Below are 26,533 nucleotides of genomic sequence, written 5' to 3' on the forward strand. Positions count from 1 at the left end.
CCGCTAGAGGAGGCGGCCGATGCCGCCCCGTCTCGGGTCGCCGGCCGCGCCCGCGATCCCCACCGCGCTCACCCCGCCGAAGTAGTGGTCCAGCCCGTCCCACCGCTGGACCTTGTACCCCGCCTCCTGCAGCGCGTCGAGCTCGTCCTCGGGGTACCCGGGCTCGGCGTGCACCAGGTCGGAGACGACATGGAAGCGCGGCCGGGCGATGGCGGTCAGGGTGTCGTCGCCGTCCACCACGGTGTTGATCAGGGCGTGCAGCAGCGCCGTGCGGATGCGCGTGGCGCCGGCCGAGCCGATGGCCAGCAGCAGCGGCCCGTCGGGGGCGGTGACGACGGCCGGGCACATGCACGACGCCATGCGCTCGCCCGGCAGGGTGCCCGGCCGGATCAGCTCACCCTCGCCGAGCATCGAGTTCAGGTGGATCCCGAGGCCGTCCAGCCACACGCCCGACCCGATCCCCAGCGTCAGCGTCACCACGCAGGCGTTGCCGTCGCCGTCGACGACCGAGATGTTGGTCGTGTCCCCGAGGCGCTGGGTGCCATAGGCGCGCAGCGCGTCGGCCAGGGCCACGGCGCGCGGCGCGCGCGGCATGGCGACCAGGTCGGGCAGCGACGCCAGGGTCACGATGAAGTCGTTCAGGTCGGGGCGGGCCGAGACGGTCAGGCCGGCCAGCGGCGCCGACGCCACCGGCTGCGCCAGGACCCGGTACGCCGCCAGATCCGTCGGCGTCAGGATGCCGCCGCCCGCGGCGACCGTCGCGACCATCTGCCGGCCCACCTCGCCGGTGTAGAACGCGGCCGGGCCCGAGTCGGCCAGGATGGCCAGGGCGCGGTCCAGGCCCGGGTGATACAGGAGGTCACCACCCGACAGGAGGCGGCCGGTCGGGGCGTACACCTGGGCGCCGAGGCCCGGCAGCATCGCCGGGGCCAGGGCCGCCAGCGTCGGGGCGTGCGGCTGGGGCAGCAGCGTGCCCGAGCGGGCCAGGGACAGCGCGGGGGCCACGACCCGGGGCCAGGGCAGGCGGCCCCAGCGCGAGTGGATGGCGCCGGCGCCGGCCGGGACGCCGGGCACGCCCACGCTCGAGGCGCCGATCTCGTACCGCTGCGGAACCCCGCCGAACGAGATGGCGATCGGCTCCATCGGCGCCGCGGCGCGCGTCGCGTCCAGGCCCGGCACCGAGCAGAAGAAGTCGAGGCAGGTGATGGTCCCGGTCGCGGCGTCGTAGAACGTCGCGAAGCCGCCGCCCGCGATGCCGGTCAGCACGCTCTCGGCCACGCAGCCGGCCAGCATCGCGGCCACGGCGGCGTCGGCGGCCGAGCCGCCGTCCTCCAGCACCCGCAGGCCGACCTCGGTTGTCGCCGGATGTCCGGCCGCAACCCCTGCGGGGGATTTCCATGAGGAATTCTCGCGGTAGCATCCGTGGACCATGAACCACCCGTCGGAGTCACTGCCCGGTCGCGTGCGGGCGGGATACGCGCTCGGCTCGCTCGTCACGGGTGCCTTCGGCACCGTGCCCGGTCTACTGCTTCTGCCCTATCTCACCGACACCCTCGGCGTCGCAGCCGGGGTGGCCGGGCTGCTCGTGCTGGCGCCGAAGGCATGGGACGTGCTGATCAACCCGGTTGCCGGGAGGATCTCCGATCGTACCCGCACGCGCTGGGGCGCCCGCCGGCCTTTTCTGCTCGGTGCCGGGCTCGCCGTGGCCGTCCTCTTCGCGGCGATCTTCGCGGCTCCGGTCAAGAGCGGCGTGTACGTCGCGCTGGCGTTTCTCGCCACGGCCACCGCCTACGCGTTCTATCAGGTGCCGTACGTCGCGATGCCCGCCGAGATGACCGACGACTACACCGAGCGGACCCGCCTGATGACCTGGCGCGTCGCCCTGCTCGCGGTCGCCATCCTCGCATCGGGCGCGCTGGCGCCGGTGGTGACCAAGCAGTTCGGCGACGGGATCCCGGGCCATCGCGCCATGGGCGTCTTCGTGGCCGTCCTCATCGTCATCGGTACCCTGGGCAGCTTCTTCGGCACCCGCAAGGCGCCGACCGGCCGCGTCCTGCAGAGCGAGGGCTCGCTGCGGGCCCAGCTCGCCACCGCGAGGAACAACAAGGCGTTCACCCGGCTGCTCATCTGCTTCATCGTCCAGGCCGCCGGGATCGCCACCATGCTCGCCGGGGTGAGCTACTTCGCGACGCAGATCCTCGAGGACCCGGACACGGGCTCCACGGTGCTCTTCGCCTGCTTCGTCGGCCCGGCCCTGCTCGTGATGCCGCTCTGGTCGCGGGTCGGGGCGAGGATCGGCAAGCTGCGCGCGTACGTCCTGTCGTCGGTGATCTTCGCGGCCGCCGCGGCCCTCATCGCGCTGGCGCCGGTGCTGCCCAACGCCGTCGTGTACGTGGTCACCGGGCTCGTCGGCTGCGGCTACGCCGGCCAGCAGGTCTTCGGCCTGGCCATGCTCCCGGACTGCATCGCGTTCGACACCGCGCGCACGGGCCGGCGCCAGGCCGGCGTGTTCACGGGGCTGTGGACGGCCGGCGAGACGTTCGGGCTGGCGCTCGGGCCCGGGATCTTCGCGCTGATCCTGGCGGCGTTCGGGTACGTCTCCAGCGACTCCGGCACCGCCGCGGCTCAGACGGACACCGCGAGGCTCGGGGTGCTGCTGGGCTTCACGGTCGTGCCGGCCATCGTCGTCGCATTGGCGTTGTTCACTCTGCGAGGCTATGACCTCGACGAAGAGCGACTGTCGCGGGAGGGTGAGGAACTTGAGCGCACTGCCTGAGCGGGGCGTCCCGGCCCGGGACGTGCTCGCGGAGCTCAAGGAGCTGCGCGAGCACGACCTGCCTACGCATGGTGGGCGGCTGTTCGCCTACGTATACGACCCGGGGCTGGCCGGGCTCGACGACCTCGCGGCGGCCGCGCACGCGCTGGCCTCGCACGTCAACGGGCTCGACCCGACCGCGTTCCCCTCGCTGCTGGCGATGGAGAACGACCTGGTCGGGGCGGCCGCGCAGGTGCTCGGCGGCGACGAGCACACCGTCGGCAGCGTCACGTCCGGCGGCACCGAATCCCTGATTCTGGCCGTGAAGGCGGCCCGGGACGGGCGGCCCGAGATCGCGCGCCCGCGGCTGGTCATGCCGGCCACGGCCCACGCCGCGCTCGCCAAGGCCGCGTCCTACCTGCGCGTGGAGCTCGACACCGTGCCCGTCGACCCGGTGTCGCTGCGCGTGGACCCGGCGGCGGTCGCGGCCGCCATCACCCCGGAGACGGTGCTCGTGGCCTGCTCGGCGCCGTCGTACGCGCACGGGCTGATCGACCCCGTCGAGCCGATCGCGGCCGCCGCGCGGGCCGCCGGGGTGCGCTGCCACGTGGACGCGTGCTTCGGCGGCTGGACCCTGCCGTACCTGCGCCGGCTGGGCGAGCCCGTCCCGCCGTTCGACCTGTCGGTCCCGGGGGTCACCAGCATCTCCGTCGACCTGCACAAGTACGCCTACGCACCCAAGGGCGTATCCGTCCTGCTGCACCGCGACGAGTCCCTACGCATGCCGCAGTACTTCGGCTACGCCGACTGGCCCGGGTACACCATGGTCAACCCGGTCATCTCCTCGACGCGCTCCGGCGGCCCCATCGCCGCGGCCTGGGCCACCCTGCGGCACATCGGCGACGACGGGTACCTGGCCCTGGCCGCGAAGACGCGGGACGCCACCCGGTCGATCGCGGACGCCATCGCCAGGATCGAGGACTTCTCCGTCGTACCGCGCGAGTCGACGGTCGTCGCCTTCATGTCCTCGGGCGTCGACCTGTTCGTGCTCGCCGACGAGCTCGCCGCGCGCGGCTGGCACACCCAGCCGCAGTTCCGGCACGGGGAGATGCCGGCGTCGGTGCACCTGACCGTCACCGCCGCCGTCGCGCCGCGGCTGGGCGAGTTCGAGGCCGACCTGGCCGCCGCGGTCGCCGCCGCCCGCGCGCACGGGCCGGTCGAGCTGCCCGACGGCGTGCTGGACCTGCTCGAGTCCGCCCCCGTCGAGCAGCTGGCCGCGGCCCTGGGGCTGGGCGAGGGCGGGGGCCTGCCGGATCGCATGGCGGCCGTGAACTCGCTGCTGAACGCGGCGGCACCGGCAGTACGAGAGAAGCTGCTTGTCGCTTTTCTCAGTCTCCTGCAGCGACCTTCACGGCGGCCGTGAGCACGAGCTGGGCCAGCGCGGCGGGGACCAGCCCGAGCCAGCACAGGCGCTGGAGCTGGTCCTCGCGCAGCCGCGGGTAGGACACCCGCACCCAGATCACCACGAACGACACCGCGAACACCTTGATCAGCGTCCAGAGCCAGCCGAGCTCGGCGTCGAGGCCGAACGGGCCCCTCCAGCCGCCGAGGAACAGCACCGTGGTGAGGGCCGCGATGACGACGATCCCGACGTACTCGGCGAGCAGGAAGAAGGCGAACCGCAGGCCGGTGTACTCCGTCATGTAGCCGAACACCAGCTCGGAGTCGGCGATCGGCATGTCGAACGGCGGCCGGCGGATCTCGGCGAGCCCGGCGGTGAAGAAGACGAGCATCGCCGGCAGCTGCCACAGCAGCCACCAGGGTCGCCAGGCCTCCACGATGCCGGACAGCGACAGGGTGCCCGCGGCCATGGCGACCGACAGCGCGCTCAGGATGAACGGGAGCTCGTACCCGAGCAGCTGGGCCGCCGCCCGGAGCCCGCCCAGCAGCGCGTACTTGTTCGCCGACGACCACGCCGCCATGAGCACGGCGACCACGCCGACGCCGACCACCGCGAGCACGAAGAAGAGCCCGATGTCGAGCTTCTGCGCGACCAGCCCGTTCGGGCCGAGCGGGATGACGAGCAGGACGGCGAGGTACGGCAGCAGCGCGATCACCGGCGCGAGGCGGAACACCGCCCGGTCGGCCGCCCGCGGGGTGATGTCCTCCTTCTGCACGAACTTCACGCCGTCGGCGACGAGCTGCGCCCAGCCGTGGAACGCGCCCGCGTACATGGGCCCGAGCCGGCCCTGCATGTGCGCCATGACCTTGTGCTCGGCCTGCCCGACGACGAGCGGCAGGGTGAGGAACGCGATGACGACCCCGACAACGCGGATCGCGACATCCAGCCAGATCGGCATTATTTCGGCCACTCTTTGGGATCCGGAACCCCGGGCGGCCGCATCGGGGCGCGCTTGCTCACCGTGTGTTCGCTCTCGCCGGGCTCCTTCGCGCCGGGCCAGGGCTTGGCGACCCGGGAGGCGAGCACGAACTCCTTGCGCAGCGGGTGGCCCTCGAACTCGTCGGGCAGCAGCAGCGGCTTGAGCTCGCCGTGCCCGGTGAACCCGATCCCGAACATCTCGTGCGTCTCCCGCTCGTGCCAGGCCGCGCCCGGGTAGATGCCGACGATGCTGTCGATGGCCGGCGCCGCGCGGGGGATCTCGGCCCGGATCAGGACGCCCTTCTTCTGGGTGGTCGACCAGAGGTGCACGACGATCGTGAACCCGCCGGGCAGCTCGTCGACGGCCGAGAGCCAGTCGAAGAAGTCGAAGCCCTCGTCCCTGGCCGTCGCGATCGCCTCGGCCCAGGTGTCGGCGGGGACGTCGTAGGTCGGGCGGGCGAACCGGCCGCCGCCGCTCTCGGAGACCTCGCCCTTCACCGCTGCACCGGCGGGGCCATGAGCGCCTTGACGTCCGGCCGCGGGGTGCCGCCGAGCCCGGCCTGCTCACCCGCGATCTTCTCCTGCAGGCGCATGATCCCGTGCAGGAGCGCCTCGGGCCGCGGCGGGCATCCAGGCACGTACACGTCCACGGGGATGATCTGGTCGACGCCCTTCGTCACCGAGTACGAGTCCCAGTAGGGCCCGCCGCAGTTGGAGCAGGCGCCGAAGCTGATGACGTACTTCGGCTCGGGCATCTGGTCGTAGAGCCGCTTGATCGCGGGCGCCATCTTGTCGGTGACGGTGCCGGAGACGACCATGAGGTCGGCCTGCCGCGGCCCGTGGGCGAACGGGATCACGCCCAGCCGCATGAAGTCGTGCCGCCCCATGGAGGTGGCGATGAACTCGATGGCGCAGCAGGCGAGCCCGAAGTTGAACACCCACAGGGAGTATCGCCGCCCCCAGTTGAGCACGAACTTGATCGGCTCACCCAGCACTCCGGACATGGCGACAGCCTACTCGCGGGGGCTACAGCAGCACGAGGTCGTCGCGGTGGACGACCTCGCGCTCGTACGCCGGGCCCAGCTCCGCCGCCAGATCCCCCGTCGAGCGCCCCAGCAGCGGCGGCAGCTCGGTCGCGTCGTAGTTCACCAGCCCGCGAGCCACGGGAATCCCCCCGCCGTCCACGAGGTCGACCGGATCACCCGCGGCGAACCGCCCGTCCACGGCGGTGATCCCGGCCGGCAGCAGGGACGCGTGCCCGCCCACGACCGCCCGCACGGCCCCCGCGTCGAGATGCAGCCGCCCGCGGGGACTGGTCGCGTGCGCCAGCCAGAACAGCCGGGCCTGCGGCCGCTCCCGCTGCCGGTGGAACAGCGTTCCGACGGCCTGCCCGGTGAGCACGGCGGAGGCCTGCGGCGCCGACGCCAGCACGACGGGGATGCCGCTCGTGGTGGCGATCCGCGCGGCCTCGACCTTGGTGACCATCCCGCCCGTGCCGACGCCGGCCTTGCCCGGCCGGCGGACGTCCACGCCGTCCAGGTCGGCGAACGTGCGCACGTCCGTGATGGCCGCGGACGTGGGCAGCCGCGGGTCACCCGTGTACAGGCCGTCCACGTCGGACAGCAGGACGAGCAGATCGGCGTGTACCAGCGCGGCGACGAGCGCCGCGAGCCGGTCGTTGTCGCCGAAGCGGATCTCCTGGGTCGCGACCGTGTCGTTCTCGTTCACGATCGGGATCGCCTTCAGGTCCAGCAGGCGCCGCAGGGTGCGGTAGGCGTTGCGGTAGTGGGCGCGGCGCGTCACGTCGTCGACGGTCAGCAGGACCTGCCCGACCACGCGCCCGTGCCGGGCGAAGGCGTCGTTGTACGCCCGCATGAGCAGCCCCTGCCCCACGCTGGCCGCGGCCTGCTGGGTCGCCAGGTCGCGCGGTCGCCGGGGGAGCCCCAGCGGGGCCAGCCCGGCCGCGATGGCGCCCGACGAGACGAGCACGACCTCGGCCGGCGTCGTGGCCAGCGCCTCGACCAGCGCGTCGACCCGCGCCTCGTCGAGCCCTCCGGTCGCGGTGGTCAACGACGACGACCCGACCTTGACGACGATCCGCCGAGCCTCGGTGACCTGTTCACGCACGCCGCTAATCTTGCCGCGTACGTCCCGCCGCGGCGCGGTAGGTTCCCATATCGTGGCGGACGAGGAGTACACCGAGCTGGTCCTGTCGCTCGTGGAGCGCATCCCGCCGGGGCGCGTCATGTCGTACGGCGCGATCGCCGAATACCTCGGCCAGGGCGGACCGCGCCAGGTCGGGAGCGTGATGTCCCACTATGGCGGCCCGGTGCCCTGGCACCGGGTCGTGGCCGCGAACGGCCGGCTCGTGCCCGGCCACGAGCAGGAGGCGCTGCGCCGGCACCGCAGCGAGGGCACACCGCTGCGCGGGGACAAGGTGGACATGCGCCGTGCCCCGTGGTGGCCCGACTCCGGCTGAGCACTCAGCCGTCAGGCCGCGCGGGCGGCGCCGTGGGCCGTGACCGCGGTCAGGCCGCCGTCCACCGCCAGGGTGGCGCCGTGGATGTGTGCGGCCTCGTCCGAGGCCAGGAACACCGCGGCCGACGCGATCTCCGCCGGGCTGGACAGGCGCCGGCTCGGGACGGTGGCGACGATACGTTCGAGGTACGGCCGAATCGGCGTGGACCACTCCACGTCCGTGGGGCCGGGGGCGATGGTGTTCACCCGGATGCCGTGCGGGCCGAACTCCGCCGCCCACGCGGCCGTGAGGGCGTGCAGGGCCGCCTTGCTCGCGCTGTAGAGGGCGCTGCCGGGCATGCCCGTGAGTGCGTTGATCGAGCCGATGTTCACGATCGCGCCCGAGCCGCGGGCCAGCATCTTCGGCGCGAGGGCGGCGGTGAGCAGGTAGGGCGCCTTGACGTTCGTGGCCAGGGCCGCGTCCACCACGTCCTCGGGCGTGTCGGTGGTCGAGCGGCCGCCGACCAGGTAGGCGGCGTTGTTCACCAGGATGTCCACGTCGCCGGCCCGGGCCGCGAACTCCTCGATCGCCTCGCGGCCGGCGGTGAGGTCGACGGGCAGGAAGCGCGCGCGGCCGCCGATCGCCGCGGCCACCTCGGCGCCGAGGTCGGCCCGGCGGCCGCTGACGATGACATCGGCGCCCTCGGCCGCGAAACGCTCGGCGATCGCGCGGCCGATGCCGCTCGTCGAGCCGGTGATGAGGGCGGTGCGGTGGGCGAGTCGGCTCATGACGTACAACTCCTGAATGGACTAGATGGTCCAGCCAATCTAGCAGCGTCTGGACCGATCGGTCCACAAGGCTAGGATGTGCTCGTGAGCACGTCGCTGACGCGGAAGGGGGCCGCGACCCGGGAGCGCATCGTGGCCGGCGCGGCGGCGCTCCTGCGCGAGCGCGGGGTCGACGAGGTGTCGCTCGACGACGTCCGGGCCGCGACCGCCACGAGCAAGAGCCAGCTCTTCCACTACTTCCCGGACGGGCGCGCCGGACTCCTGCTGGCCGTCGCGCAGCATGAGGCTTCGGCGGTACTGCGCGATCAGGAGCCCCACCTCACCTCCCTCGGCCCTCCGGAGTCCTGGGCGGCCTGGCGGGACGCGGTGATCGAGCGCTACGAGGCGCAGGGCACGCGGTGCCCCTTGGCGGCCCTGACGCGCCAGCTGGCCCCGACGAACCCCGAGGTGCGGCCGATCGTGTCGGACCTGCTCGAAACCTGGCGAACGCGACTCACCGAGGGCGCCCGCCGCGCCGGGGCCGCCGATCCGGAGCGGTCGGGCCTGGTGATCCTGGCGGCGGTCCAGGGTGGCGTCGGCATCCTGCTGGCGACCGGCGACTCGACGGCGCTGCGGGTGGCCCTGGACGCGGCCCTGGCCGAGGTCAGCGATGCAAAAGGGCCCGTCGGTGACGGGCCCTTCAGACTTGCCGGTGGCGGGTAGAGGATTCGGCACCAGCTCGGTCGGCCTGCCGGAGGTCAAGGCCTTCGCGAGCTGACCCTGGCGCCCGGGCGCGGCTCGCTTCCTGAGCAGCGCCCGGAACCTCGGCGCATCGGCGCCCGTCTACTCGGTCATGACCTCACGCGGTTCGATACCCGGGGGAGAGGACGGCCGCGCGCCGTCAGGCCTGCCACTGCCCGGCGACCATCAGGTCGCGGCCGGCGAGTTCGTCAACCTCCCGCCAGGCCTGGATCAGCTCCGGGCGGACGCGGAAGTACGGGTAGGAGCTGCGCTGCCGCCGCGGGTCGAAGCCCGTCTTGGCCGCGAACGCGTCGCCGAGCTCGTCCGGGACCTCCCCGACGTGCTGGGCCGTTCCCTCGATGAGCACCACGTCCCGGGTCGGCCCGACGGTGAGGCGGACCCGGCCGCCCGCGAGCAGGTTGCGGGCCGTCGGGTTGGTGGCCGCGGTCGAGATCAGCAGCGTCTCGCCCTCCCACAGGAAGGACAGGGGCACCAGGTACGGCGTGCCCTCGGCGTCGGCGGTGGCCACCCAGGCGTCGACGTCGAGCTCGAGCCGGCGCAGGGCGTCCTCGCGGCGCCGGGCGAGCGGCCGGGGAGGCGGCGTCATCAGCCGGCGGCCCGCTCGACCAGGGCGCCGATGCGCGCCTCGGCGTCGGGCGTCATGGACGTCAGGGCGAAGGCGCTCGGCCACATCTCGCCCTCGTCGAGGCCGGCCTGGTCGCTGAAGCCGAGGGTGGCGTAGCGCGACTTGAACTTCGCCGCGCTCTGGAAGAACAGCACCACCTTGCCGTCGCGGGCGTAGGCCGGCATGCCGTACCACAGCTTCGGCGTCAGCTGTGGCGCGCTCGCGGTGACGATGGCGTGGATCCGCTCGCCGATCGCGCGGTCGGAGTCGGACATCTTGGCCAGCTTGCCCAGAATGTCCTTCTCGCCGGACTCCCGGGCCTTGTTCGGGTCGCGGCGGGAGGTGTTGCGCAGCTCCTCGCCGTGGTCCTTCATCGCGGCGATCTCCTCGGCCGAGAACCCGCCGAACTTGCTGGTCTTCGTGGTCTTCGCGGTCATCGTGGTGGCTTCCTTCTCGGGGGTACGGCGGAAAAGTCGGTCGAGCAGGCTCGTCATCGCTGGTCCTGGAGCAGGCCGAGGACGTTGCCGTCCGGGTCGGTGACGGTGGCGACCAGGCGCCCGCCGCCCACGTCGCGCACGTCCTCCCGCACGACGGCGCCGGCCGCCACGACCTCGGCGAGCTTGGCCGCGAGGTCCGGCACGTGCCAGTACGCCACCGGCGAGGTCATGCCCTGCGGCCCGCCGCCCGGGACGAGGCCGATCTGCTGGCCGTCCACCTCGTAGCCGACGTAGAACGAACCGTCGGTCTGCGGCGCGACGCCGAGCAGCGCGGAGTACACCTCCTTGGCCCTGGCCAGGTCCGAAACCGGGTGCAACACGGTCTTGATGACGTTTCCCGCTGCGTTGTCGCTCATGGGGTCAAGCCTCGCCCGGCGCCGGCCCGGTGACATCCGTGGCGAGCACGGAGACGACCACGGAGAGCCCATACGGATAATGGGGCCCGTGGCGACGCAGACGGGGATCTCCGGGCGGGAGGCGGAGGTGCTGTCCCTGGTCGGGGAGCACCTGAGCAATGCGGAGATCGCCGGGCGGCTGTTCATCTCCGTGCGCACCGTGGAGACCCACGTCTCCTCGCTGCTGCGCAAGCTCGGCGCGGCCGACCGGCGGGCCCTCGCGCAGCTCGCGGCCGAGTGGAGCCGGGCCGGCCGCGGTGGCCGGGCCGCGCCCGGGCTGCCGTCGCCGGTGACCCGGTTCGTCGGCCGGACCCGGGAGCAGGCCGGGCTGGCCGCCGCGCTGCGCGAGCATCGGCAGGTCAGCGCGGTCGGGCCAGGCGGGGTCGGCAAGACCCGGCTGGCGCTGGCCGTCGCGGCCCAGGCGGCCGGCGACTTTCCCGACGGCGTGTGGTTCATCGACCTGGTGCCGATCACCGACCCGGCGATGGTCGGATCGGCGGTGGCCGGGGCGGTCGGCGTCGGCGAGCAGCAGGGCCGCGGGCTGGACGAGTCGGTGCTCGCCGCGCTGGCCGACCGGCATGCCCTGCTCGTGCTGGACAACTGCGAGCACGTGCGGGACGGGGTCGCGCCGTTCCTGGAGCGGCTGCTGGCCGCCTGCCCGCGGGTGAGCGTGCTGGCCACCAGCCGGGCCCGGCTGGTGGTGCCCTTCGAGCGGGTGCACCCCGTCCCGCCGCTGTCCCTGACGGGCGACGGCGAGTCCGAGGCGGTCGCGCTGTTCCTGGAGCGGGCCGCGGCCGTGGGCTGGCCGGTGGCGGCCGAGCAGCATGAGCAGGCCGCCGAGATCTGCCGGCGGCTTGACGGGGTGGCGCTGGCCATCGAGCTGGCCGCCGCCCGGCTGCCGACGCTCGGGCTGGACGGGCTGGCCGCTGTGCTCGGCGACCAGCTGCGGCTGCTCACCGGCGGGGCCCGGGCCGACGACCGGCACCGCTCGGTGCGCGCGATGCTGGACTGGAGCTACGACCTGCTCGACGAGGCCGACCGCACACTGCTGCGCCGGGTCGCGGTCTTCGTCGCGCCGTTCACCGCCGACGCGGCCGCGCGGGTGGCGGGCACCGGCGAGCTGGACGCGTTCGCGGTGATGGACGGGCTGGCCCGGCTGGCCGAGCAGAGCCTGCTGGTGGCCGCCCCCGCCACCGGGGGCACCCGCTACCGCGCGCTGGAGACGATCCGGCAGTACGGCGTGGAGAGGCTCGCCGGGGCGGGGGAGCTGCCCGGCGTACGGCTGCGGCATCTGCAATGGTGCGGGGCGAGCGCGGCCGGCCTGGCGGAGGACCCGCGCCCGGCCGACGGGACCTGGCGGGCCCGGTTCGACGCGATCGCCGACGACCTGCGCGCCGCGCTCGGGTGGGCCGCCGGCGCCGCCGAGCACCGCGCGGACGGCTACCGGCTGGCCATCGCGCTGGCCGAGCTCGCGTTCACCCGCAACCTGGTCGGCGAGGCCCAGCAGCGCTACGAGCAGGCGGGCGGGCTCGCCGGGGACGACGCCCTCGCCGCCGCCGCGCTGTCCCGCGCCGCCGCGGTGGCCGGCTGCCGGCTGCTCGGCGACGACATGTACCGGCTGCACCGCGCGGCCGCCGGGGCCGCCGTCCGGGCGGGGGACAAGGCCGGCGCGGCCCGCGCGATGGCCGCCGCGGCCACGACGGCCTACCGGTTCTCCGGGACCTTCACCCGGCTCCCGCCGGACGAGGAGCCGGCCGCGCTGCTGGCCGAGGCCCGCGAGCTGGGCGGCGGCGACCCCCTGACCGAGGCGGCGCTGGCGCTCGCCGAGGCCGCCGTGGTCTCCGACGCCTTCGGCTCCGACCAGGGCCCGTCCGACAACGCGGTCGCCGCGACGCTGGCCGCCGCCGAGCGGGCCGTCGAGCTGGCCCGCCGGGCCGGCGACCCCCTCGCCGTCTCGGCCGCCCTGGACTCGCTGGCCGGCGCCCGGTCCTGGGCCGGCGACAGCTTCGGGGCCGCGGCCACCGCCCGGAGCCGCATCGAGATGCTCTGCGCCGTGCCGGTCGCCCCGGCCAGCATGCTCGAGCTGACCGACGCCCTAGTCTCCGGCGTCGACACCAGCCTCGGCGTCGGCGACCTCGCCACGGCCCGCGGCTGGGCCCGGCGCCTGGCCGAGCTGCCCCTGCTGGCCGAGGTGGGCCACCTTGGCCTGTCCTGGCTGCTCACCGTCGACGCGCTGGCCGGCGAGGCCGACGCCGTGCTCGACGCCGGCGGGCGCTTCCTGGAGGCCTGGGAGCGCACTGGGCGGCTGCGCGCCGCCCGCCTGGGCGCCCCTGCCGCGGCCGTCGCCATGATCCACGCCCTGCGCGGCGACGACTCCTCCCGGGCCCGCTGGCTGGCTGTGGCCGACCGGCTCGGCGCCACCCCGGAGCGTGCGGTCGGCTACGGCGCCGTCTTCGACGCCACCGTCCTGTTGCACCGCGGCGAGGTCGCCTCGGCCCTGGCCCGGGTGGAGGCCGAGCCCGAAGCGGTGTGGAAGTGGGTCACCTGGATCTGGCTGCACTGGTACGTCGGGCTGCGCGCCGAGGCCGCGGCGCTGGCCGGGCACCCGCAGGCCCGCGCCCGCATCGAGTCCGCCCGGAAGGTGGTGGCCGGCAACCCAATCGCCGCCGCCCAGCTGGACCGGGCCGAGGCCATCCTGGACGGTGACCGGGACCGCGTCCGCGCCACCGCCGAGGCCTTCGCCGCCGCCGGCTGCCCCTACCAGGCCGCCCGCTCCCATGCCCTTGCCGACCTGGACGGCGTCTAGAAAGCCTCGACGCCGATGGCCATGGATCGTCGGCGCCCTGGGTGCTGTAGTCGCCCTTTGCCTTGCTGTGCCGTTGGCGCTACTCGTCATGCCCCTCGTTGGCGAGACGATCGAAGCGGGTAAGGGTGCGTCAACACCGATGGTCGCCTTCGTCCAGTTCGCCGACTCGTACAACCATGAGGGCCGGGATGGAGAGATGCTGGCTGCCCGCATGGTTACGGGCTCAAGCGGCGCGCCATCTTGGATGCACGCAGCATGCTCTTAGCCGACCGAGGTGCCGACGTGGCTGAACGCGCTGGCGTACCGGCGACCCAGGTCGCCGAATGGGCGGGGCACAGCGTCGCCGTGCTCCTGCGGGTGTACGCGAAGTGCATCGTGGGGCAGGACGCGGTGGCGCGGCGCCGGATCGAGGACGCGATGGGCGGGGACGACGATGCCGTGAGCAGGGACAACGCCGCCTGACCGGCGCGGAAATTTCTCCGCGTATTCTCCGTGAACAGCCGTGAACGGCTGGCTACGGCTGGACAGCAACGAAAGCGCCCCCGACCGGGTTCTCCCTGGTCGGGGGCGCTTTTTGCTGCCAGTGGCGGGTAGAGGATTCGAACCTCTGTAGCTTTCGCGACGGATTTACAGTCCGCTCCCATTGGCCGCTCGGGCAACCCGCCTGGCGGAAGCCAGAATAGCGGTAGGCCCCGGGGGCAATGCAAACGGGTACCCTCGGCACGCCCACAACCGTCTTTCGCGCGCAGTAACAGGGAGCGTCTGCCATGGCTTCGGCACCCTCGTTCGACATCGTCAGCAAGGTCGACCGGCAGGAGGTCGACAACGCGCTCAACCAGGCCGAGAAGGAGCTGGCGCAGCGGTTCGACTTCCGCGGCACCGGCGCTGAGATCAAGTGGGCCGGGGAGGAGACGGTGGCCCTCCAGGCGGAGACCGAGGAGCGGGTCGTCGCCGCCCTCGAGGTCTTCAAGGAGAAGCTGGTCAAGCGCAACATCTCGCTCAAGTCCCTCGACGCGGGCGAGCCCCGCGCGTCCGGCAAGTCCTACAAGATCGACGCCAAGATCGTGCAGGGCATCGAGTCGGACAAGGCCAAGGCCATCTCGAAGAAGATCCGCGACGAGGGCCCGAAGGGCGTGCAGGCCCAGATCCAGGGCGACCAGTTGCGGGTGACCGGCAAGAAGAAGGACGACCTGCAGGCCGTCATCACCCTGCTCAAGCAGGAGGACTTCGGCATCGCCCTGCAGTTCACCAACTACCGCTGACCCGGCGCTGCTCCGGCTCGCCCGCGGGCCGGAGCAGTCGGTGGGCCCGGAGCAGTCGGTGGGCCCGGAGCGGTCAGTGGCGCTTGCCGCGCCGCACGACCACCACCACGACGGCGGTCACGATAACGGCCACCACCACGACGCAGCAGCACAGGACTTCCCACGGCCGGATCGCACCCATAGCCGCGCAGCCTAGCCGAGTGGCACCTCCGCCGTTGACCCGTCTCGATCGACAAGATCGCGGAGGTCGTTGGGCGCGCGGACGAGCAGGAAGCTGTCCGTGTGGCGGATCTCGATGTCGCGCTCGCCGGTCTCGTCCGGATCGGTCAGCACGACCTGGAGCGTCTGAGCCATGGCTGGCGACCTTACAGGGCGGCCGGTTTCGGGTCGCTCGTGTGAGTGAACGCGACGAGCGCTGACCGGCGGCACCGGTCAGCGCTCGTCTTCGGCTCCGGGGTCACCGGTGCAGCGCGACCCCCGCCATCTGCTCCAGCCGCGCCACCCGCTGCTCCATCGGCGGGTGCGTCGAGAACAGCGACGCGATCCCGCCCCCGCGCAGCGGATTGTCGATCATCAGGTGCGCCTGGCTGGCCATCTGTCCGTCGGCCGGCAGCGGCAGCGCCTGCGTGCCCCGATGGATCTTCCGCAGCGCGCTGGCCAGCGCGAGCGGGTCCCCGGTGAGCTGGGCGCCCGACTCATCCGCCTGGTACTCCCGGTTCCGGCTGATCGCCAGCTGGATCACGGTCGCGGCCAGGGGGCCGAGGATCATCATGAGCAGCAGCCCCGCGATGCCGGGCCCCTCCTCGTCGTCGTCGGACCCGCCGAGCGGCAGGAATATCGCGAGGTTGGCGAGCATGGTGATCATTCCGCCGAGCGCCCCGGCCACGCTCGAGATCAGAATGTCCCGGTTGTACACGTGCGACAGCTCGTGTCCGATGACGCCCCGCAGCTCGCGCGGCGTGAGCATCTCGAGAATCCCCGAGGTGACCGCGACGGCCGCGTTCTGCGGGTTGCGCCCGGTCGCGAACGCGTTCGGCTGCCGGGTCGGGCTGATGTAGAGCCGGGGCATCGGCTGGCCGGCACTGGTCGCCAGCTCGCGAACCATCGCGTACAGCTGGGGCGCCTGAGCCTCGGTGACCGGCTGCGCGTTCATCGCGCGCAGGGCGATCTTGTCGGAGTAGAAGTAGCTGAACGCGTTCATGGCCAGCGACAGGAACACGGCGATGACCAGACCGGTGCTACCGCCGAGCCAGTAGCCGACAAGCAGAATGAGCGAGGTCAGCAACCCGAGCAGGGCTGCCGTCTTCACGCCGTTGAAATGCCTGTGCTGCATGCCACCTACAACAGCGCGACTCCCCGTACTCCTTCCCGGCGCTCGCTGTGAGCTGGCTGAAAGTCACGCCGCCAAGCTGACCGTCAGCCGAACGTTCCCGCGGCGCGCATCACCAGTTCGGGGCCGAAGCCCACCAGCACGGCCACGACCGCGGCGGCCCCCACGGAGGCGGCGACCGGCCACGGCACCCGAGCGCGCGGTGTCACCTCCACCGCCCCGTCGCCCGGCGCGGCGAAGAAGGTCGCGCCCACGCGCACGTAGTACGCGAGCCCGATCACCGCGTTCACCGCGACCACGATCGCCAGCCAGGTGGCGTCCCCGCCGAGCAGCGATCGGACCACCGCCACCTTCGCGAACAGCCCCGCGAGCCCCGGCGGCAGGCCCGCCAGCCCGGCCAGGGCCAGCACCAGCACCGCGGTCAACCAGGGCGACCGCCGGGCCAGCCCGCGGTAGTCGGCGATCTCCCCGCCGTCGGCCGCCCCGCGCGCCGCGACCAGCGCCCCGAACGCGGCGAACTCGAGCACCACGTAGAAGAAGGCGTACCCGATCGCGGCCGCCACCAGCAGCGGCGTCACCTCGTCGGCGGCGATCAGCGCCCCGAGCGGCGCGAGCAGATAGCCGGCCTGCGCGACCGACGACCAGGCGAGCAGCCGCACCATCCGCCGCTGCCGCAGCGCCACGAGGTTTCCGACGGTCATGCTCAGCACGGCCAGCACCGCGAGCGTCAGCCCCGAGGTCGACAGCACCGGCCGGGCCGCCGAGACCCCGACGAGCAGCAGCGCGACGACCCCACCCAGCTTCGAGGCGGTCGAGAGATACGCGGCGACCGGCAGCGGCGCCCCGTCGTACGTCGCAGGCGCCCACGCGTGCGCCGGCACCGCCGCCACCTTGAACCCGAGCCCGACCAGCAGCAGCACCACGCCGACCTTGAGCATCGCCCCGGTCGCGAGCCCCGCCGCCCCGGCCTCGGCCGACTGCCCGGCCAGGTGGGCCTGCCCCGCCGCGATGTCCGAGAAATGCACCCCGCCGGTCGCGGTGAACACCAGCGCCGCCCCCAGCAGCGCGATCGCCGTCGACACGACGCTCACCACGAAGAACGTGACCGCCGCCGACGCGCCCTCGCGAGCCCCGCGGCGCAGCCCCACCAGGAGGTACAGCGGCAGGGTCAGCGTCTCCAGCGCCACGATCAGTGTGATCAGATCGCGCGCCCCGCCCAGGACCACGGCCCCGGTGAGCGAGCAGGCGAGCAGGAAGCAGTGCTCGCCGACCGGCACTTCACCGGTCCGCAGCAGCGGCACCGACAGCGCCAGCGCCCCGAGCGCGAGCCCCGCGAACACGGCGGCGACGATCGCCGTCGCCGGATCGAGCACCAGGGAGCACTGGTCGGGCCCGACGCAGAAGGCGGTCCGCCGCTCGCCCCCGGCCCCGACCGCGATCGCCGCGGCGAGCACACCCGCCATCCCGAGCGCCGTGGCGCCCATCACCGGCCCCCGCCGCCCCGGCACGAACAGGTCCACGAGCAGCGCGAGCACGGCCGTCCCCGCCGCCACGTACGCGGGAATCAGCGCCACCTGGTCGATCCTCATCGCCCGAACACCCCCGCGAGCGCCTCGACGGCCGCGTTGGACCAGCCCAGCGCCAGCGCCGGCGCCATCCCGACGGCGAGCGTGAGCACGATCAACGGCGCCCAGGCGACCAGCTCACCCGCGGTCAACCGAGCCGCCGTCCGCCCTCCGTCACCGTCCGCCCGGCGCCCGGGCGAAGGATCCTCGCCGTGGGGGAGCGCCGCGCCTGGTGGCGCCGCTCCCACGAGCGCGGGCAGCGGCCGGGCGAGCGCGGCGACGTCGGGCGTGGCCGCGCCGTGGGTGACCCGGCACAGGAGCCGCAGGAAGTACGCCGCCGCCAGCGCCGCCCCCGCCGCGGCCAGCACGCCCAGCGTGATCCACAGCGGCCCGCCCCGCTGGAAGGCCGCCACCACCGCGAAGGCCTCGCCCCAGAACCCGGCGAGCCCCGGCAGGCCGAGCGACGCGATCGCCGCGAACGCCAGCACCCCGCTCAGGGCCGGAGCCGTCTCGCGAAGGCCGCCGAGCCGGTCGAGCTCGCCGGTGTGGGTGCGGTCCTTGATGCCGCCGGCGACGAAGAACAGCAGCCCGGTGACGATCCCGTGCGCGATGTTACCGATGAGCGCCGCCTGCATGCCCGTCGCCGTGAGCGTGGCCACGCCCAGCAGGACGAAGCCCATGTGACCGACGGAGGAGTACGCGATCAGCCGCTTCAACTCCGTCTGCGCCAGGCAGATCAGGCCGCCCGCGAGGATCGCCGCCGTCGCGAGGATCCCGAGCACCGGCGCGCTGCGGGCCGCGCCGTCCGGCGCCACCCCGACGGCGACCCGCAGCAGCCCGTACGTACCCATCTTCAGCAGCACCCCGGCCAGGATCACCGACCCGACCGTCGGCGCCTCGGTGTGCGCCGCCGGCAGCCAGGTGTGCAGCGGCCAGAGCGGGCTCTTCACCGCGAACGCGAGCGCCAGCAGGACGAACGCCAGCAGCTGCATGCCTGCCGACATCGGCCGCACCGCCGGGTCGCTCAGCGCCACCAGGTCCCCGGTGCCGGACGACGACACGACCACGAACACGCCGACCAGCAACAGCACCGAGCCGAACAGGGTGTACAGCACGAACTTCCGCGCCGCCCGCCGCCGATCGGCTCCGCCCCAGACCGCGATCACCGCATACATCGGCAGGAGCACGACCTCGAAGAACACGAAGAACAGCACCAGGTCGAGGGCGAGGAACACCCCGGTGATGCCGGCCTGCAGCACCAGCAGCAGCGACACGAGCAGCCGCCCGCGCCCCGGCTCCGGCACCCGCCAGAGGCAGTAGGCGCAGCAGAGCACGGTCAGCAGGGCGGTCAGCGCGACGAGCGGGTAGGAGATGCCGTCCACGCCGATGTGGAACCGCAGGCTGAGCGACGGCGCCCAGGGCACGTCGATCTCGGCGAACGGCTCGATCCGCCGCACCCCGGGGGTGTCGGTGCGCGCGAGGCCGAGGGCGACGACGACCCCGGCGGCGGCCGCCGCGAACGCGGTCCCGCCGACCCGCCCGGCCCGGTCGAGCCGGGCCGGCATCGCGGCCGCGAACAGCGCCCCGATCGCCGGCAGCAGCAGCGTGGCGAGCAACAAGGTCTGTGCGGAGCTCATCGCCCCACCCCCAGCGCGACGACGATCACGGCCGCGAGCACCACGCCGCCGGCCAGCACCGCGGTCGCGGCCCGAGGCAGCGCGGCGGTGTGAGCCCGGGCGAGCAGCCCGCCGAGCCCGCCGGCCCCGGAGCCGACCCCCTCGACGGCCCCGTCCACGAGCCCCTCGTCGCCGCGGCGGGCCAGCCGTGCCAGCGCCGCCACCGGCCGCGTCACGAGGGCGTCCTGCACGGCATCCAGATAGAAGGCGTTCGCGAGCAGCCGCCCGAGCGCCGTGTCGGGCGGCGCAGCGGCCGGATCGCGGCGCCAGGCGAGCAGCGCCCCGGCGGCCAGCAGCACGAGTGCGACCAGCGTCATCCAGCCCAGGTGCGCCACCGGCTCGCCGGAACCGAGCCGCTCGCTGAAGCCGGGCAGCAGCCCGGCCAGCCCGAGCAGCGCCGCCGGCACGGCCAGGACCAGCAGCGGCCCGCGCATCGCCCACGGCGGCTCGTGCCCGGCCTCGGCCGCGGCGGTGCGCGGCGCGCCGAAGAACGTCCGGCGCCAGAGCCGCACCACGTAGGCCGCGGTCAGCGCCACCGTCACCCCCGCCGAGCCGAGCACGATCCACGCGACCCCGCGCGGCACCGGCCCGGACCCGGTCGTCGCCTCGAGGATCGCGTCCTTGCTCCAGAACCCGGCCAGCGGCGGCACCCCGGCCAGCGCCCCGAGCCCGATCGTCATGGTCCAGAACGTCGCCGGCATGCGGCCGCGCAGCCCGCCCATCGCCGACATCAGGTTGGTCCCGACCGCGTGGATCACCGACCCGGCCGCGAGGAACAGCAGCGCCTTGAACGCAGCGTGGGTGAGCAGGTGGAACAGCGCCGCCGAGGGCGCGCCGACCGCCAGCGCCCCCGTCATGTACCCCAGCTGGCTCACCGTCGACCAGGCGAGCACCCGCTTGATGTCGTCCTGCCCGAGCGCACTGAGCGCGCCGAGGAGCATGGTCACCGAGGCCATCACCGCGAGCACCACCATCGCCGCGGTCGAGCGCTCGAACAGCGGATACAGCCGGGCGACCACGTAGACCCCGGCCGCCACCATCGTCGCGGCGTGGATCAGCGCCGAGATCGGCGTCGGGCCGGCCATCGCGTCGGGCAGCCACGTGTGCAGCGGGAACTGCGCGCTCTTGCCCGCCACCCCGGCGAGCAGCAGCACACACGCCGCGGTCAGCGTCCCGCCGGAGATCGCCCCCGACTGCGCCGCCGCGAACACCTCGGCGATCCGGAAGCTGTGCGCGTGCAGCCCCAGCACCACGATCCCGAGCAGGAAGCCGATGTCGCCGACCCGCGTCACCAGGAACGCCTTGACCGCGGCCCGCGGCGCCTCCGGCAGCCGCCGATCGTGCCCGATGAGCAGGTATGAGCAGATGCCCATGACCTCCCACCCCACCAGCAGCGCGATGAGGTCCCCAGACACGACCACCAGCAGCATCGCGCCCGTGAACAGGCTCACCTGAGCCGCATACGGCGCATATCGCTCGTCGTCGTGCAGGTAGGCGACGGAGTAGACCTGCACGCAGAGCGCCACCACGCCGACCGCGACGGCGACCAGACCCGCCGGCCCGTCCAGCCACGTCCCGAACGTCACGGTGACCCGCCCGAACTCGGCGATCGTCACCCCGGCGTCGGCGCCGCGAACCCCCCGCACCGCGACCGCGATCGCGCACACGAGCGCGACGGTGGCCCCGCCCACCCCGAGAAGAGCGGCAAAGCCCCGCATCCGGTACCGCAGCAGCAACCCCGCCAGCCCCGCCGCGACGGGCACCCCCGGCAGCACGGCCCCCAGCGCGTCGACGCTCACCGAGCCACCCCCGTTCCGCCTGCGTCCGGCTCTTCCACCGCTTCATCGGATCGAGGGGCCGAACCGGTTCTCGCCGCGCCCACCGCACTGTCCGGGTCCGGCACCGCACCCGGCTCCGGCGACGCACCCGGCTCCGGCGGCGGGGAGGTCGACGGTCCGGGAGGAGGCGGCCCGTCGCCGAGCGGGAGGTCGTCGACGCCGACCGTGCGCCGCAGCCGATACAACTGCAGGATCAGGGCCAGCCCGACCCCGATCTCCGCGGCGGCCAGGACGATCACGAAGAGCGTGAAGGACTGCCCGGCCTGGGGCGCCGCGGCCCGGATGGTCGCGTCCGCGGTCACGAACACCAGGTTGACCGCGTTGAGCATGAGCTCGACGGCCATGAGCAGCAGGACGGCGTTGCGGCGCACCAGCACGCCGTAGACCCCGATGCCGAACAGCAGGCCGGCGATGGTGAACGGCAGCACGGGATGCATCAGCCGCGCCCCCGTCCGGTCGGGGCCGGCCGGGATCCGCGGGCCGGCCGAGTGCTGTGGGCCGGCCGGGTGCTGTGGGCTGGCCGGGCGCTGCGGGCCGGTGTGCGGCCGCTCGCGGGCGTCAGGTCCGGGGCCATCAGCCACGCCTCCGTTCCGCCGGGCGGCCGCCGATGTCCGGGCGGGACACCACGATCGCGCCCACCAGGGCCGCCAGCAGCAGCACCGACACGAGCTCGAAGGGCAGGACCCACGTGCGGAACAGGGCCGCGCCCATGCGCTCGGCGGTGCCCGGCTCCGGCATCGCGACCCGCGTCCACCGGAACGCGTCGATGAACAGGGCCGCGAGCCCCAGCCCGGCGCCGGCGCCGATCAGGGCCCCGGGCCACCGGGTGCGGTCGAGGTCGTCGCTCGCCCCGATCGGGGCCCGGGTGAGCATCACCGCGAAGAGCAGGAGCACCACGACCGCGCCGACGTAGACCAGCACCTGCACCCAGGCGACGAGTTCGGCGGTGAGCACCAGATAGAGGCCGGCGATCGCGCCCAGGGCGACGACGAGCCAGAGCCCGGCCCGCACGACGTGCCGGGTGGTCACGACCAGGAGGCCGGCGCCCAGCGCCACAGCGCCGAGCGCCAGCGTGAGCACGTCGGCCACGGTCATCGCTGCGCCACCCTCATGGCCGACATCCTGCCATCCGGGTATGACAGGAATCGACCGCCGGGCCGCCGCGCGATCAGCCTGGGTTCGTGCGCAACGTCAGGATGCGTTCGAGTCGCGGGCGGCGCGCTTGGCGGCGGCCGTCTGCTCCTTGGCCGGCTCGCCCCGCGGATCGTGGGCGGGCGGCGCCGGCACGGTGGGCACCCACTCCTCGAGCCGCTCCTTCTCGTGCAGCAGATCGCGGATGTCGTGCTCGGCGTACTCGAACTCCGGCGACCAGTGCAGCGCGTCGAACGGGCAGACCTCGATGCAGATGCCGCAGTACATGCAGAGTGAGAAGTCGATCGCGAACCGGTCGAGGACGTTGCGCTGGCGGGCCCGCGCGGCGCCGGGGACCATGACCTCTTCCTTGTGCGAGTCGATGTAGATGCACCAGTCCGGGCACTCCCGCGCGCACAGCATGCACACGGTGCAGTTCTCCTCCACCAGCGCGATCACGCCACGGGAGCGGGGCGGCAGCTCGGGCTCGACGTCCGGGTACTGCTGCGTGTGCGACCGCTTCGTCATCGTGCCGAGCGTGACCGCCAGCCCCTTGGCGAGGCCCTTCCCCGGAAACTCCACATTCGGAAGGTAACACCGGACCCGGACGGGTGGCCTCGCCCGCCGAGCCCCAAAAAATGTCGTACACCTGTTCTAAGATGTCCCCATGAACGAGCGACGGTGGTGGAACGGCAGCTGGTCGCGGCTCACGCGCCGCGACGTCTACGTGCGCAACGCGGCCGACGGCCGGTGGGATGTGGAGCTGCGCCGGGGCGGGCCCGAGGGGCGCGTGCGGACCCGCGGGTTCGGTTCCGAGCGGGAGGCGATCGAGTGGATCGAGGCCACGGTCGTCGGCGCCGAGCCGCACTGGCGAGAGATCGTGGCGACCCGGTTCAAGGGGAAGGGGCGCGGCCGGCGTAGTGCGGTCCGGGTCGCGCCGGGCGGGAGTAGCGGCGGGCAGGTCGCCTGAGGGGGCATGTCCTGACACGTCGGACTTGCAGCGACATGTGAAGTCGTTCGGATGCTTACGATCAATGGGGCGTGCGGAAGAACGGGGGTCCGATTTGTGTGAGCTTGCAGAGACCGAACGGTCGGCGGCGGCGAACGAAGGACATGGAGTTCGACGAAGGCCGACTCCCGGCGACGCCAAAACGTTGCGGGGAAGCTGCGACGAGTGAGCTGATATAGCCGGTTCGCCAACCCTGAAATCGGCCGAAAGGTCGATTCTTCCGCGCGGCCACGTCATCTTGGCCCGCGCTCTGTTGGTCCTGACGTGGCTTGTGGCACGATCGTGGGTAACCAAACCGGGCCACGTGTCACAGCGATCGCATGGGAGCAAGAGATGCGCGAAAAGACGCTAGGCCGGTGGATTGTGCGGTTGGCGGTGACCGTCGGGGCCGGCTCGCTGGCGTTAGGGCTGTCGTCTGTCGCGGCCCACGCCGACGAGTCCACATATGCCCGATTCAGTGTTCACCAGACGACCTTGGGCGGCGCGGCGCGGCTGAGCCCGGCGCAGGAACAAATCTTCGTCACCGAGGACTATAGCTGGGAGTGATCGGACCGTCGCCCTCGCAGCCGGCGACGGTCGATCATGACCACCGCTGTGCGCGAATGGGGAACTGGTGCCCGCACCGAAGACGCCGATCAGGCGTGCTGACACTCACGCCTGGCTGATCACCGGTCCACTGCTGTTCCTTGGCATCCTGATGGCCCTGCCGGGGCTGCTCTCCGACCAGTCCTATCCGATCACGCACAACATCCAGTACGCGCCCGTGTTGCTGTTGTTCGCGATCGTGGCGACCTACACGCAGTTGCGGCTGGACGTGCGCAGGCAGGTGCTGGCGATCGGGATGAACGACGTCCCGATCCTGCTGGCGTTGTGCTACCTGTCGCCGGTGCTGGTGATCGTCATCCGGATCATCGCCAGCCTCAGCTGGAACGTGTTCAAGCTGAGGCTCGGCCCGCACAAGGTCGCGTTCAACGCCGCCAGCCACTTCGCGGGCGTCGCGGCGGCCACGCTGGTCGTCGCCGAGCTGCACATCGGGGCACCCAACGAGCCGCGCACCTGGCTGGTGCTCGCGCTCGCCATCGTTGCGAGCAACATCATCAACCTCGCGGCCATCTCGGGCGTCATGGCGATCGTGCAGGGCATCGCGCACCTGCCGCAGTTCCTGCGCACGGCCCTGCCGGGGCACGCGGTGATGGGCGTCGGCATCGTGCTCGGCCTCGTGATGCTGCTGACCCTGCAGGCCAACCCGTGGGCGAGCCTGCTGCTGATCTTCATCGCGGTCGCGCTGGTGCTGGGCAACCGGGCCTATGCGCGGTTCCTGCGCCAGCACAAGAGCCTCATGGAGATGTACGGGCTGACCCGCGACATCGCCAGCACCAACCACGACGGCACCCTGCCCGACGTGCTGCTCGGCCGGGTCCGGGCGCTGCTCGTCGCCGACTCCGCGTCGCTCTGGCTCCCCCAGCACGGGCGGCACCAGGAGGTGCTGCTCTCCGCGCGCTTCGACTACCCGGGACTGCTCGACGCTGCCCCGACGCCTGATCTCTTCCGCGAGCTCGCGATGCGCAGCGGGCGCACGATCGCGGTCGGCCCCCGCGTCGGCGACACCGAGCTGCGCACGACGCTGCAGGAGGCGTCGGTCAAGGACATCATCGTCGTCCCGCTGCTCTCCGGCGGCGTCACAATCGGAACGCTCGAGGTCGCCGGGCGGCTCGGCGAGCGGACCGCCTTCGGCAAGGACGATGTGCAGCTGATCGAGACGCTCGCGGCGCACACCGGCGTCGCGGTCGAGAACAGCCGGCTCGTCGACCGGCTCCAGTTCGACGCCAACCACGACTCGCTCACCGGCCTGGCCAACCGCCGCCGGATGCTCGAGGCGCTCGGCGAGGCGATGACCGGCCGCGGCCCGCGCGAGGTCGTGGCCGTGCTGCTCTTCGACGTCGTCGCGCTGCGCCAGGTCAACGACTCGCTCGGGCACGCCGCCGGCGACAAGGTGCTCGCCGAGGTGGCCCGGCGCCTGCGGGCCCTCGCGCCGCAGGGTGCGCTGGTGGCCCGGGTCGGCGACGACGAGTTCGCGATCGAGCTGCGCACCGCCAGCGCCGACGCGGCCGCGACCGTCGCGGACACGTTGCGCCAAGGACTGCGCGACCCGATGGTGATCGACTCGCTGACGATCGACATCGACACGTACGTCGGGATCTCGATCTATCCCGAGCACGGCTCGGACCCTGAGGAGCTGGTGCAGCGGGCCCACGTGGCCACGCACGTCGCGAAGTCGCGGGGGATCGTGCAGGTCTTCAACGCCGGCCTGCAGTCCCGCGCGGTGCGGCGGGTCGGGCTCGCGGCCGACCTGCGCACGGCCCTCGCCGGCGGTGAGCTGGAGGTGTACTTCCAGCCGAAGGTCGCCCTCTCCGACCGCCGGCTCGTCGGCGTCGAGTGCCTGGCCCGCTGGGAGCACCCAGTGCACGGCCAGGTCGCGCCGCCGGACTTCGTGGCCGTGGCCGAGCACACCGGCCAGCTCGGGCGGCTCAACGGCGTGGTCCTGCGCGAGGGCATTCGCCGCGCCCGCGAGTGGGCCGACGCCGGGCGGCCGCTCGTCGTCGCCGTGAACCTTTCGGCCCGCACGCTGGGCGACTCGGACCTGCCGCTGCAGATCTCGGAGCTGCTCGACGAGCACGGCGTGCCCGCGGACCGGCTGATCCTGGAGATCGCCGAGGACGAGGGCCTGCTCGTCGGCGGCCGCGCCCTGTCGACCCTCACCCGCCTGCGCGACCTCGGCGTGCGGCTCTCCGTCGACGACTTCGGCGCCGGACGCTCCTCGTTCGCCGATCTCAGCCGCCTGCCGGTGCAGGAGGTCAAGATCGACCGGACGTTCGTGCAGGGCATGGCGACCTCGCCCAGCGACCTCGCCATCGTGCGCACGATCGTGGACATGGCCCGCAACTTCGAGCTCGACGTGGTCGCCGAGGGCGTGGAGAGCGAGCTCACCCTCGGGCTGCTCGAGGACATGCGCTGCGACATGGGCCAGGGCTTCCTGTTCAGCCGCCCGCTGCCCTACGAGCGCTTCGAGTCCTGGCTCCAGGTCCAGACCGCGGAGGACTCGGCCGAGGCCCCGGCGGGCGAGGTCCGCTGGCTGCGCGCCGTCCCGTAGCCCAAAGCGAAAGCACGGGCCAGCCCAAAGCGAAGGCGGGAGCACAGCGACCCTCGAATGCGGCGCGCGAGTGGCCGGGACACGCCCAGACGCGCCGAAAAGGGCATCTGAGCTGCGCGAAGGCCGAAAGTGGGTAAGTCGATTTCG

General features: G+C 73.1%; 27 protein-coding genes and 1 tRNA gene. 10 read left to right on the forward strand and 18 right to left on the reverse strand.

The genetic code is table 11. The annotated features are described in order from the left end of the window. Positions 1–3: 3 nt before the first annotated feature. Positions 4–1,431: a gamma-glutamyltransferase gene (locus ABT369_RS38280; protein ID WP_502891873.1), complete on the reverse strand. Its 1,428-nt coding sequence runs from the start codon at positions 1,429–1,431 to the stop codon at positions 4–6. On the opposite strand from ABT369_RS38280, the gene ABT369_RS38285 reads away from it, so the two are divergent. Further along, positions 1,430–2,776, forward strand: a complete 1,347-nt coding sequence (locus tag ABT369_RS38285) for an MFS transporter (protein ID WP_350619814.1) — start codon at positions 1,430–1,432, stop codon at positions 2,774–2,776. The two genes, ABT369_RS38280 and ABT369_RS38285, sit on opposite strands and share 2 nt — an antisense overlap. Next, on the forward strand, positions 2,718–4,178 hold the full coding sequence (locus ABT369_RS38290; protein ID WP_502891874.1) for a pyridoxal phosphate-dependent decarboxylase family protein: 1,461 nt from the start codon (positions 2,718–2,720) through the stop codon (positions 4,176–4,178). Before ABT369_RS38285 ends, ABT369_RS38290 begins: the two co-directional genes overlap by 59 nt. On the opposite strand, the gene ABT369_RS38295 is transcribed toward ABT369_RS38290, so the two are convergent. The 4 genes from ABT369_RS38295 to proB are packed head-to-tail and all read right to left on the reverse strand — an operon-like array spanning position 4,144 to position 7,262. After that, a complete protein-coding gene (locus ABT369_RS38295) occupies positions 4,144–5,115 on the reverse strand; it encodes a complex I subunit 1/NuoH family protein (protein WP_350619819.1) in 972 nt (323 codons plus the stop codon). The genes ABT369_RS38290 and ABT369_RS38295 overlap by 35 nt on opposite strands. After that, positions 5,115–5,633: an NADH-quinone oxidoreductase subunit C gene (locus tag ABT369_RS38300; RefSeq protein ID WP_350619821.1), complete on the reverse strand. Its 519-nt coding sequence runs from the start codon at positions 5,631–5,633 to the stop codon at positions 5,115–5,117. The genes ABT369_RS38295 and ABT369_RS38300 overlap by 1 nt, the downstream gene beginning before the upstream one ends. Next, complete coding sequence (locus ABT369_RS38305; RefSeq protein WP_350619823.1) at positions 5,630–6,139, reverse strand: NADH-quinone oxidoreductase subunit B; 510 nt, start codon at positions 6,137–6,139, stop codon at positions 5,630–5,632. The genes ABT369_RS38300 and ABT369_RS38305 overlap by 4 nt, the downstream gene beginning before the upstream one ends. 22 nt (positions 6,140–6,161) lie before the next feature. Beyond that, positions 6,162–7,262 carry a glutamate 5-kinase gene (gene proB, locus ABT369_RS38310; RefSeq protein ID WP_350619825.1) on the reverse strand — a complete coding sequence of 367 codons (1,101 nt, stop codon included), beginning with the start codon at positions 7,260–7,262 and terminating at the stop codon, positions 6,162–6,164. A 52-nt stretch (positions 7,263–7,314) separates the two neighbouring features. Here proB and ABT369_RS38315 point away from each other — a divergent pair, with 52 nt between their 5' ends. Beyond that, positions 7,315–7,614 (forward strand): MGMT family protein, encoded by a 300-nt coding sequence (locus tag ABT369_RS38315; RefSeq protein WP_350619828.1) that lies wholly within the window; start codon positions 7,315–7,317, stop codon positions 7,612–7,614. An 11-nt stretch (positions 7,615–7,625) separates the two neighbouring features. Here the strand turns inward: ABT369_RS38315 and ABT369_RS38320 are convergent, their stop codons facing one another. Then, positions 7,626–8,381: an SDR family NAD(P)-dependent oxidoreductase gene (locus ABT369_RS38320; protein WP_350619831.1), complete on the reverse strand. Its 756-nt coding sequence runs from the start codon at positions 8,379–8,381 to the stop codon at positions 7,626–7,628. A gap of 84 nt (positions 8,382–8,465) precedes the next feature. Here ABT369_RS38320 and ABT369_RS38325 point away from each other — a divergent pair, with 84 nt between their 5' ends. After that, the gene (locus ABT369_RS38325) at positions 8,466–9,083 is read left to right on the forward strand and encodes a TetR/AcrR family transcriptional regulator (RefSeq protein ID WP_350619833.1); all 618 of its coding nucleotides are present in this window, start codon (positions 8,466–8,468) and stop codon (positions 9,081–9,083) included. 178 nt (positions 9,084–9,261) lie between these two features. Here ABT369_RS38325 and ABT369_RS38330 read toward each other — a convergent pair whose 3' ends face one another. From ABT369_RS38330 to ABT369_RS38340, 3 genes are read right to left on the reverse strand one after another with little or no spacing between them, the layout of a single operon-like run. Continuing rightward, the gene (locus tag ABT369_RS38330; protein ID WP_350619836.1) at positions 9,262–9,708 is read right to left on the reverse strand and encodes a pyridoxamine 5'-phosphate oxidase family protein; all 447 of its coding nucleotides are present in this window, start codon (positions 9,706–9,708) and stop codon (positions 9,262–9,264) included. Further along, positions 9,708–10,163, reverse strand: coding sequence for an iron chaperone (locus tag ABT369_RS38335; protein ID WP_350619930.1), 456 nt, complete (start codon positions 10,161–10,163; stop codon positions 9,708–9,710). The genes ABT369_RS38330 and ABT369_RS38335 overlap by 1 nt, the downstream gene beginning before the upstream one ends. Positions 10,164–10,216: 53 nt before the next feature. Beyond that, entirely contained in the window at positions 10,217–10,579 is a 363-nt protein-coding gene (locus tag ABT369_RS38340) for a VOC family protein (RefSeq protein WP_350619838.1), read from the reverse strand. An 88-nt stretch (positions 10,580–10,667) separates the two neighbouring features. Here ABT369_RS38340 and ABT369_RS38345 point away from each other — a divergent pair, with 88 nt between their 5' ends. Beyond that, positions 10,668–13,424: an ATP-binding protein gene (locus tag ABT369_RS38345; protein WP_350619840.1), complete on the forward strand. Its 2,757-nt coding sequence runs from the start codon at positions 10,668–10,670 to the stop codon at positions 13,422–13,424. 282 nt (positions 13,425–13,706) lie between these two features. Beyond that, positions 13,707–13,886: a hypothetical protein gene (locus ABT369_RS38350; protein ID WP_350619938.1), complete on the forward strand. Its 180-nt coding sequence runs from the start codon at positions 13,707–13,709 to the stop codon at positions 13,884–13,886. Positions 13,887–14,008: 122 nt separating this feature from the next. Here ABT369_RS38350 and ABT369_RS38355 read toward each other — a convergent pair. Further along, positions 14,009–14,089 (reverse strand) — tRNA-Tyr (locus tag ABT369_RS38355). Between the two features lie 102 nt (positions 14,090–14,191). On the opposite strand from ABT369_RS38355, the gene ABT369_RS38360 reads away from it, so the two are divergent. After that, positions 14,192–14,686: a YajQ family cyclic di-GMP-binding protein gene (locus ABT369_RS38360; protein ID WP_350619842.1), complete on the forward strand. Its 495-nt coding sequence runs from the start codon at positions 14,192–14,194 to the stop codon at positions 14,684–14,686. Positions 14,687–14,878: 192 nt separating this feature from the next. On the opposite strand, the gene ABT369_RS38365 is transcribed toward ABT369_RS38360, so the two are convergent. The 8 genes from ABT369_RS38365 to ABT369_RS38400 all read right to left on the reverse strand — a co-directional run bounded on the left by ABT369_RS38365 (position 14,879) and on the right by ABT369_RS38400 (position 22,808). Beyond that, complete coding sequence (locus tag ABT369_RS38365; RefSeq protein WP_350619844.1) at positions 14,879–15,040, reverse strand: hypothetical protein; 162 nt, start codon at positions 15,038–15,040, stop codon at positions 14,879–14,881. Between the two features lie 103 nt (positions 15,041–15,143). Then, positions 15,144–16,019, reverse strand: coding sequence for a zinc metalloprotease HtpX (gene htpX, locus ABT369_RS38370; protein ID WP_350619846.1), 876 nt, complete (start codon positions 16,017–16,019; stop codon positions 15,144–15,146). 83 nt (positions 16,020–16,102) lie between these two features. Next, positions 16,103–17,605: an NADH-quinone oxidoreductase subunit N gene (locus ABT369_RS38375; RefSeq protein WP_350619849.1), complete on the reverse strand. Its 1,503-nt coding sequence runs from the start codon at positions 17,603–17,605 to the stop codon at positions 16,103–16,105. Continuing rightward, complete coding sequence (locus ABT369_RS38380) at positions 17,602–19,218, reverse strand: complex I subunit 4 family protein (RefSeq protein ID WP_350619851.1); 1,617 nt, start codon at positions 19,216–19,218, stop codon at positions 17,602–17,604. Before ABT369_RS38380 ends, ABT369_RS38375 begins: the two co-directional genes overlap by 4 nt. Next, a complete protein-coding gene (locus ABT369_RS38385) occupies positions 19,215–21,056 on the reverse strand; it encodes an NADH-quinone oxidoreductase subunit 5 family protein (RefSeq protein ID WP_350619854.1) in 1,842 nt (613 codons plus the stop codon). Before ABT369_RS38385 ends, ABT369_RS38380 begins: the two co-directional genes overlap by 4 nt. Next, positions 21,053–21,532, reverse strand: a complete 480-nt coding sequence (nuoK, locus tag ABT369_RS38390; protein WP_350619932.1) for an NADH-quinone oxidoreductase subunit NuoK — start codon at positions 21,530–21,532, stop codon at positions 21,053–21,055. Before nuoK ends, ABT369_RS38385 begins: the two co-directional genes overlap by 4 nt. 136 nt (positions 21,533–21,668) lie before the next feature. Continuing rightward, positions 21,669–22,190, reverse strand: a complete 522-nt coding sequence (locus tag ABT369_RS38395; protein WP_350619856.1) for an NADH-quinone oxidoreductase subunit J family protein — start codon at positions 22,188–22,190, stop codon at positions 21,669–21,671. 96 nt (positions 22,191–22,286) lie between these two features. Beyond that, positions 22,287–22,808: a NuoI/complex I 23 kDa subunit family protein gene (locus tag ABT369_RS38400; protein WP_350619859.1), complete on the reverse strand. Its 522-nt coding sequence runs from the start codon at positions 22,806–22,808 to the stop codon at positions 22,287–22,289. An 85-nt stretch (positions 22,809–22,893) separates the two neighbouring features. Between ABT369_RS38400 and ABT369_RS38405 the strand changes: the two genes are divergently transcribed. The 3 genes from ABT369_RS38405 to ABT369_RS38415 all read left to right on the forward strand — a co-directional run bounded on the left by ABT369_RS38405 (position 22,894) and on the right by ABT369_RS38415 (position 26,386). Beyond that, entirely contained in the window at positions 22,894–23,196 is a 303-nt protein-coding gene (locus ABT369_RS38405; RefSeq protein ID WP_350619861.1) for a hypothetical protein, read from the forward strand. A gap of 372 nt (positions 23,197–23,568) precedes the next feature. Continuing rightward, entirely contained in the window at positions 23,569–23,781 is a 213-nt protein-coding gene (locus ABT369_RS38410) for a hypothetical protein (RefSeq protein ID WP_350619863.1), read from the forward strand. Between the two features lie 67 nt (positions 23,782–23,848). Then, complete coding sequence (locus ABT369_RS38415) at positions 23,849–26,386, forward strand: putative bifunctional diguanylate cyclase/phosphodiesterase (protein ID WP_350619866.1); 2,538 nt, start codon at positions 23,849–23,851, stop codon at positions 26,384–26,386. The last annotated feature ends 147 nt before the right edge of the window (positions 26,387–26,533 follow it).

It is taken from the genome of Dactylosporangium sp. NPDC000244, assembly GCF_040300725.1.
Taxonomy (GTDB): domain Bacteria; phylum Actinomycetota; class Actinomycetes; order Mycobacteriales; family Micromonosporaceae; genus Dactylosporangium.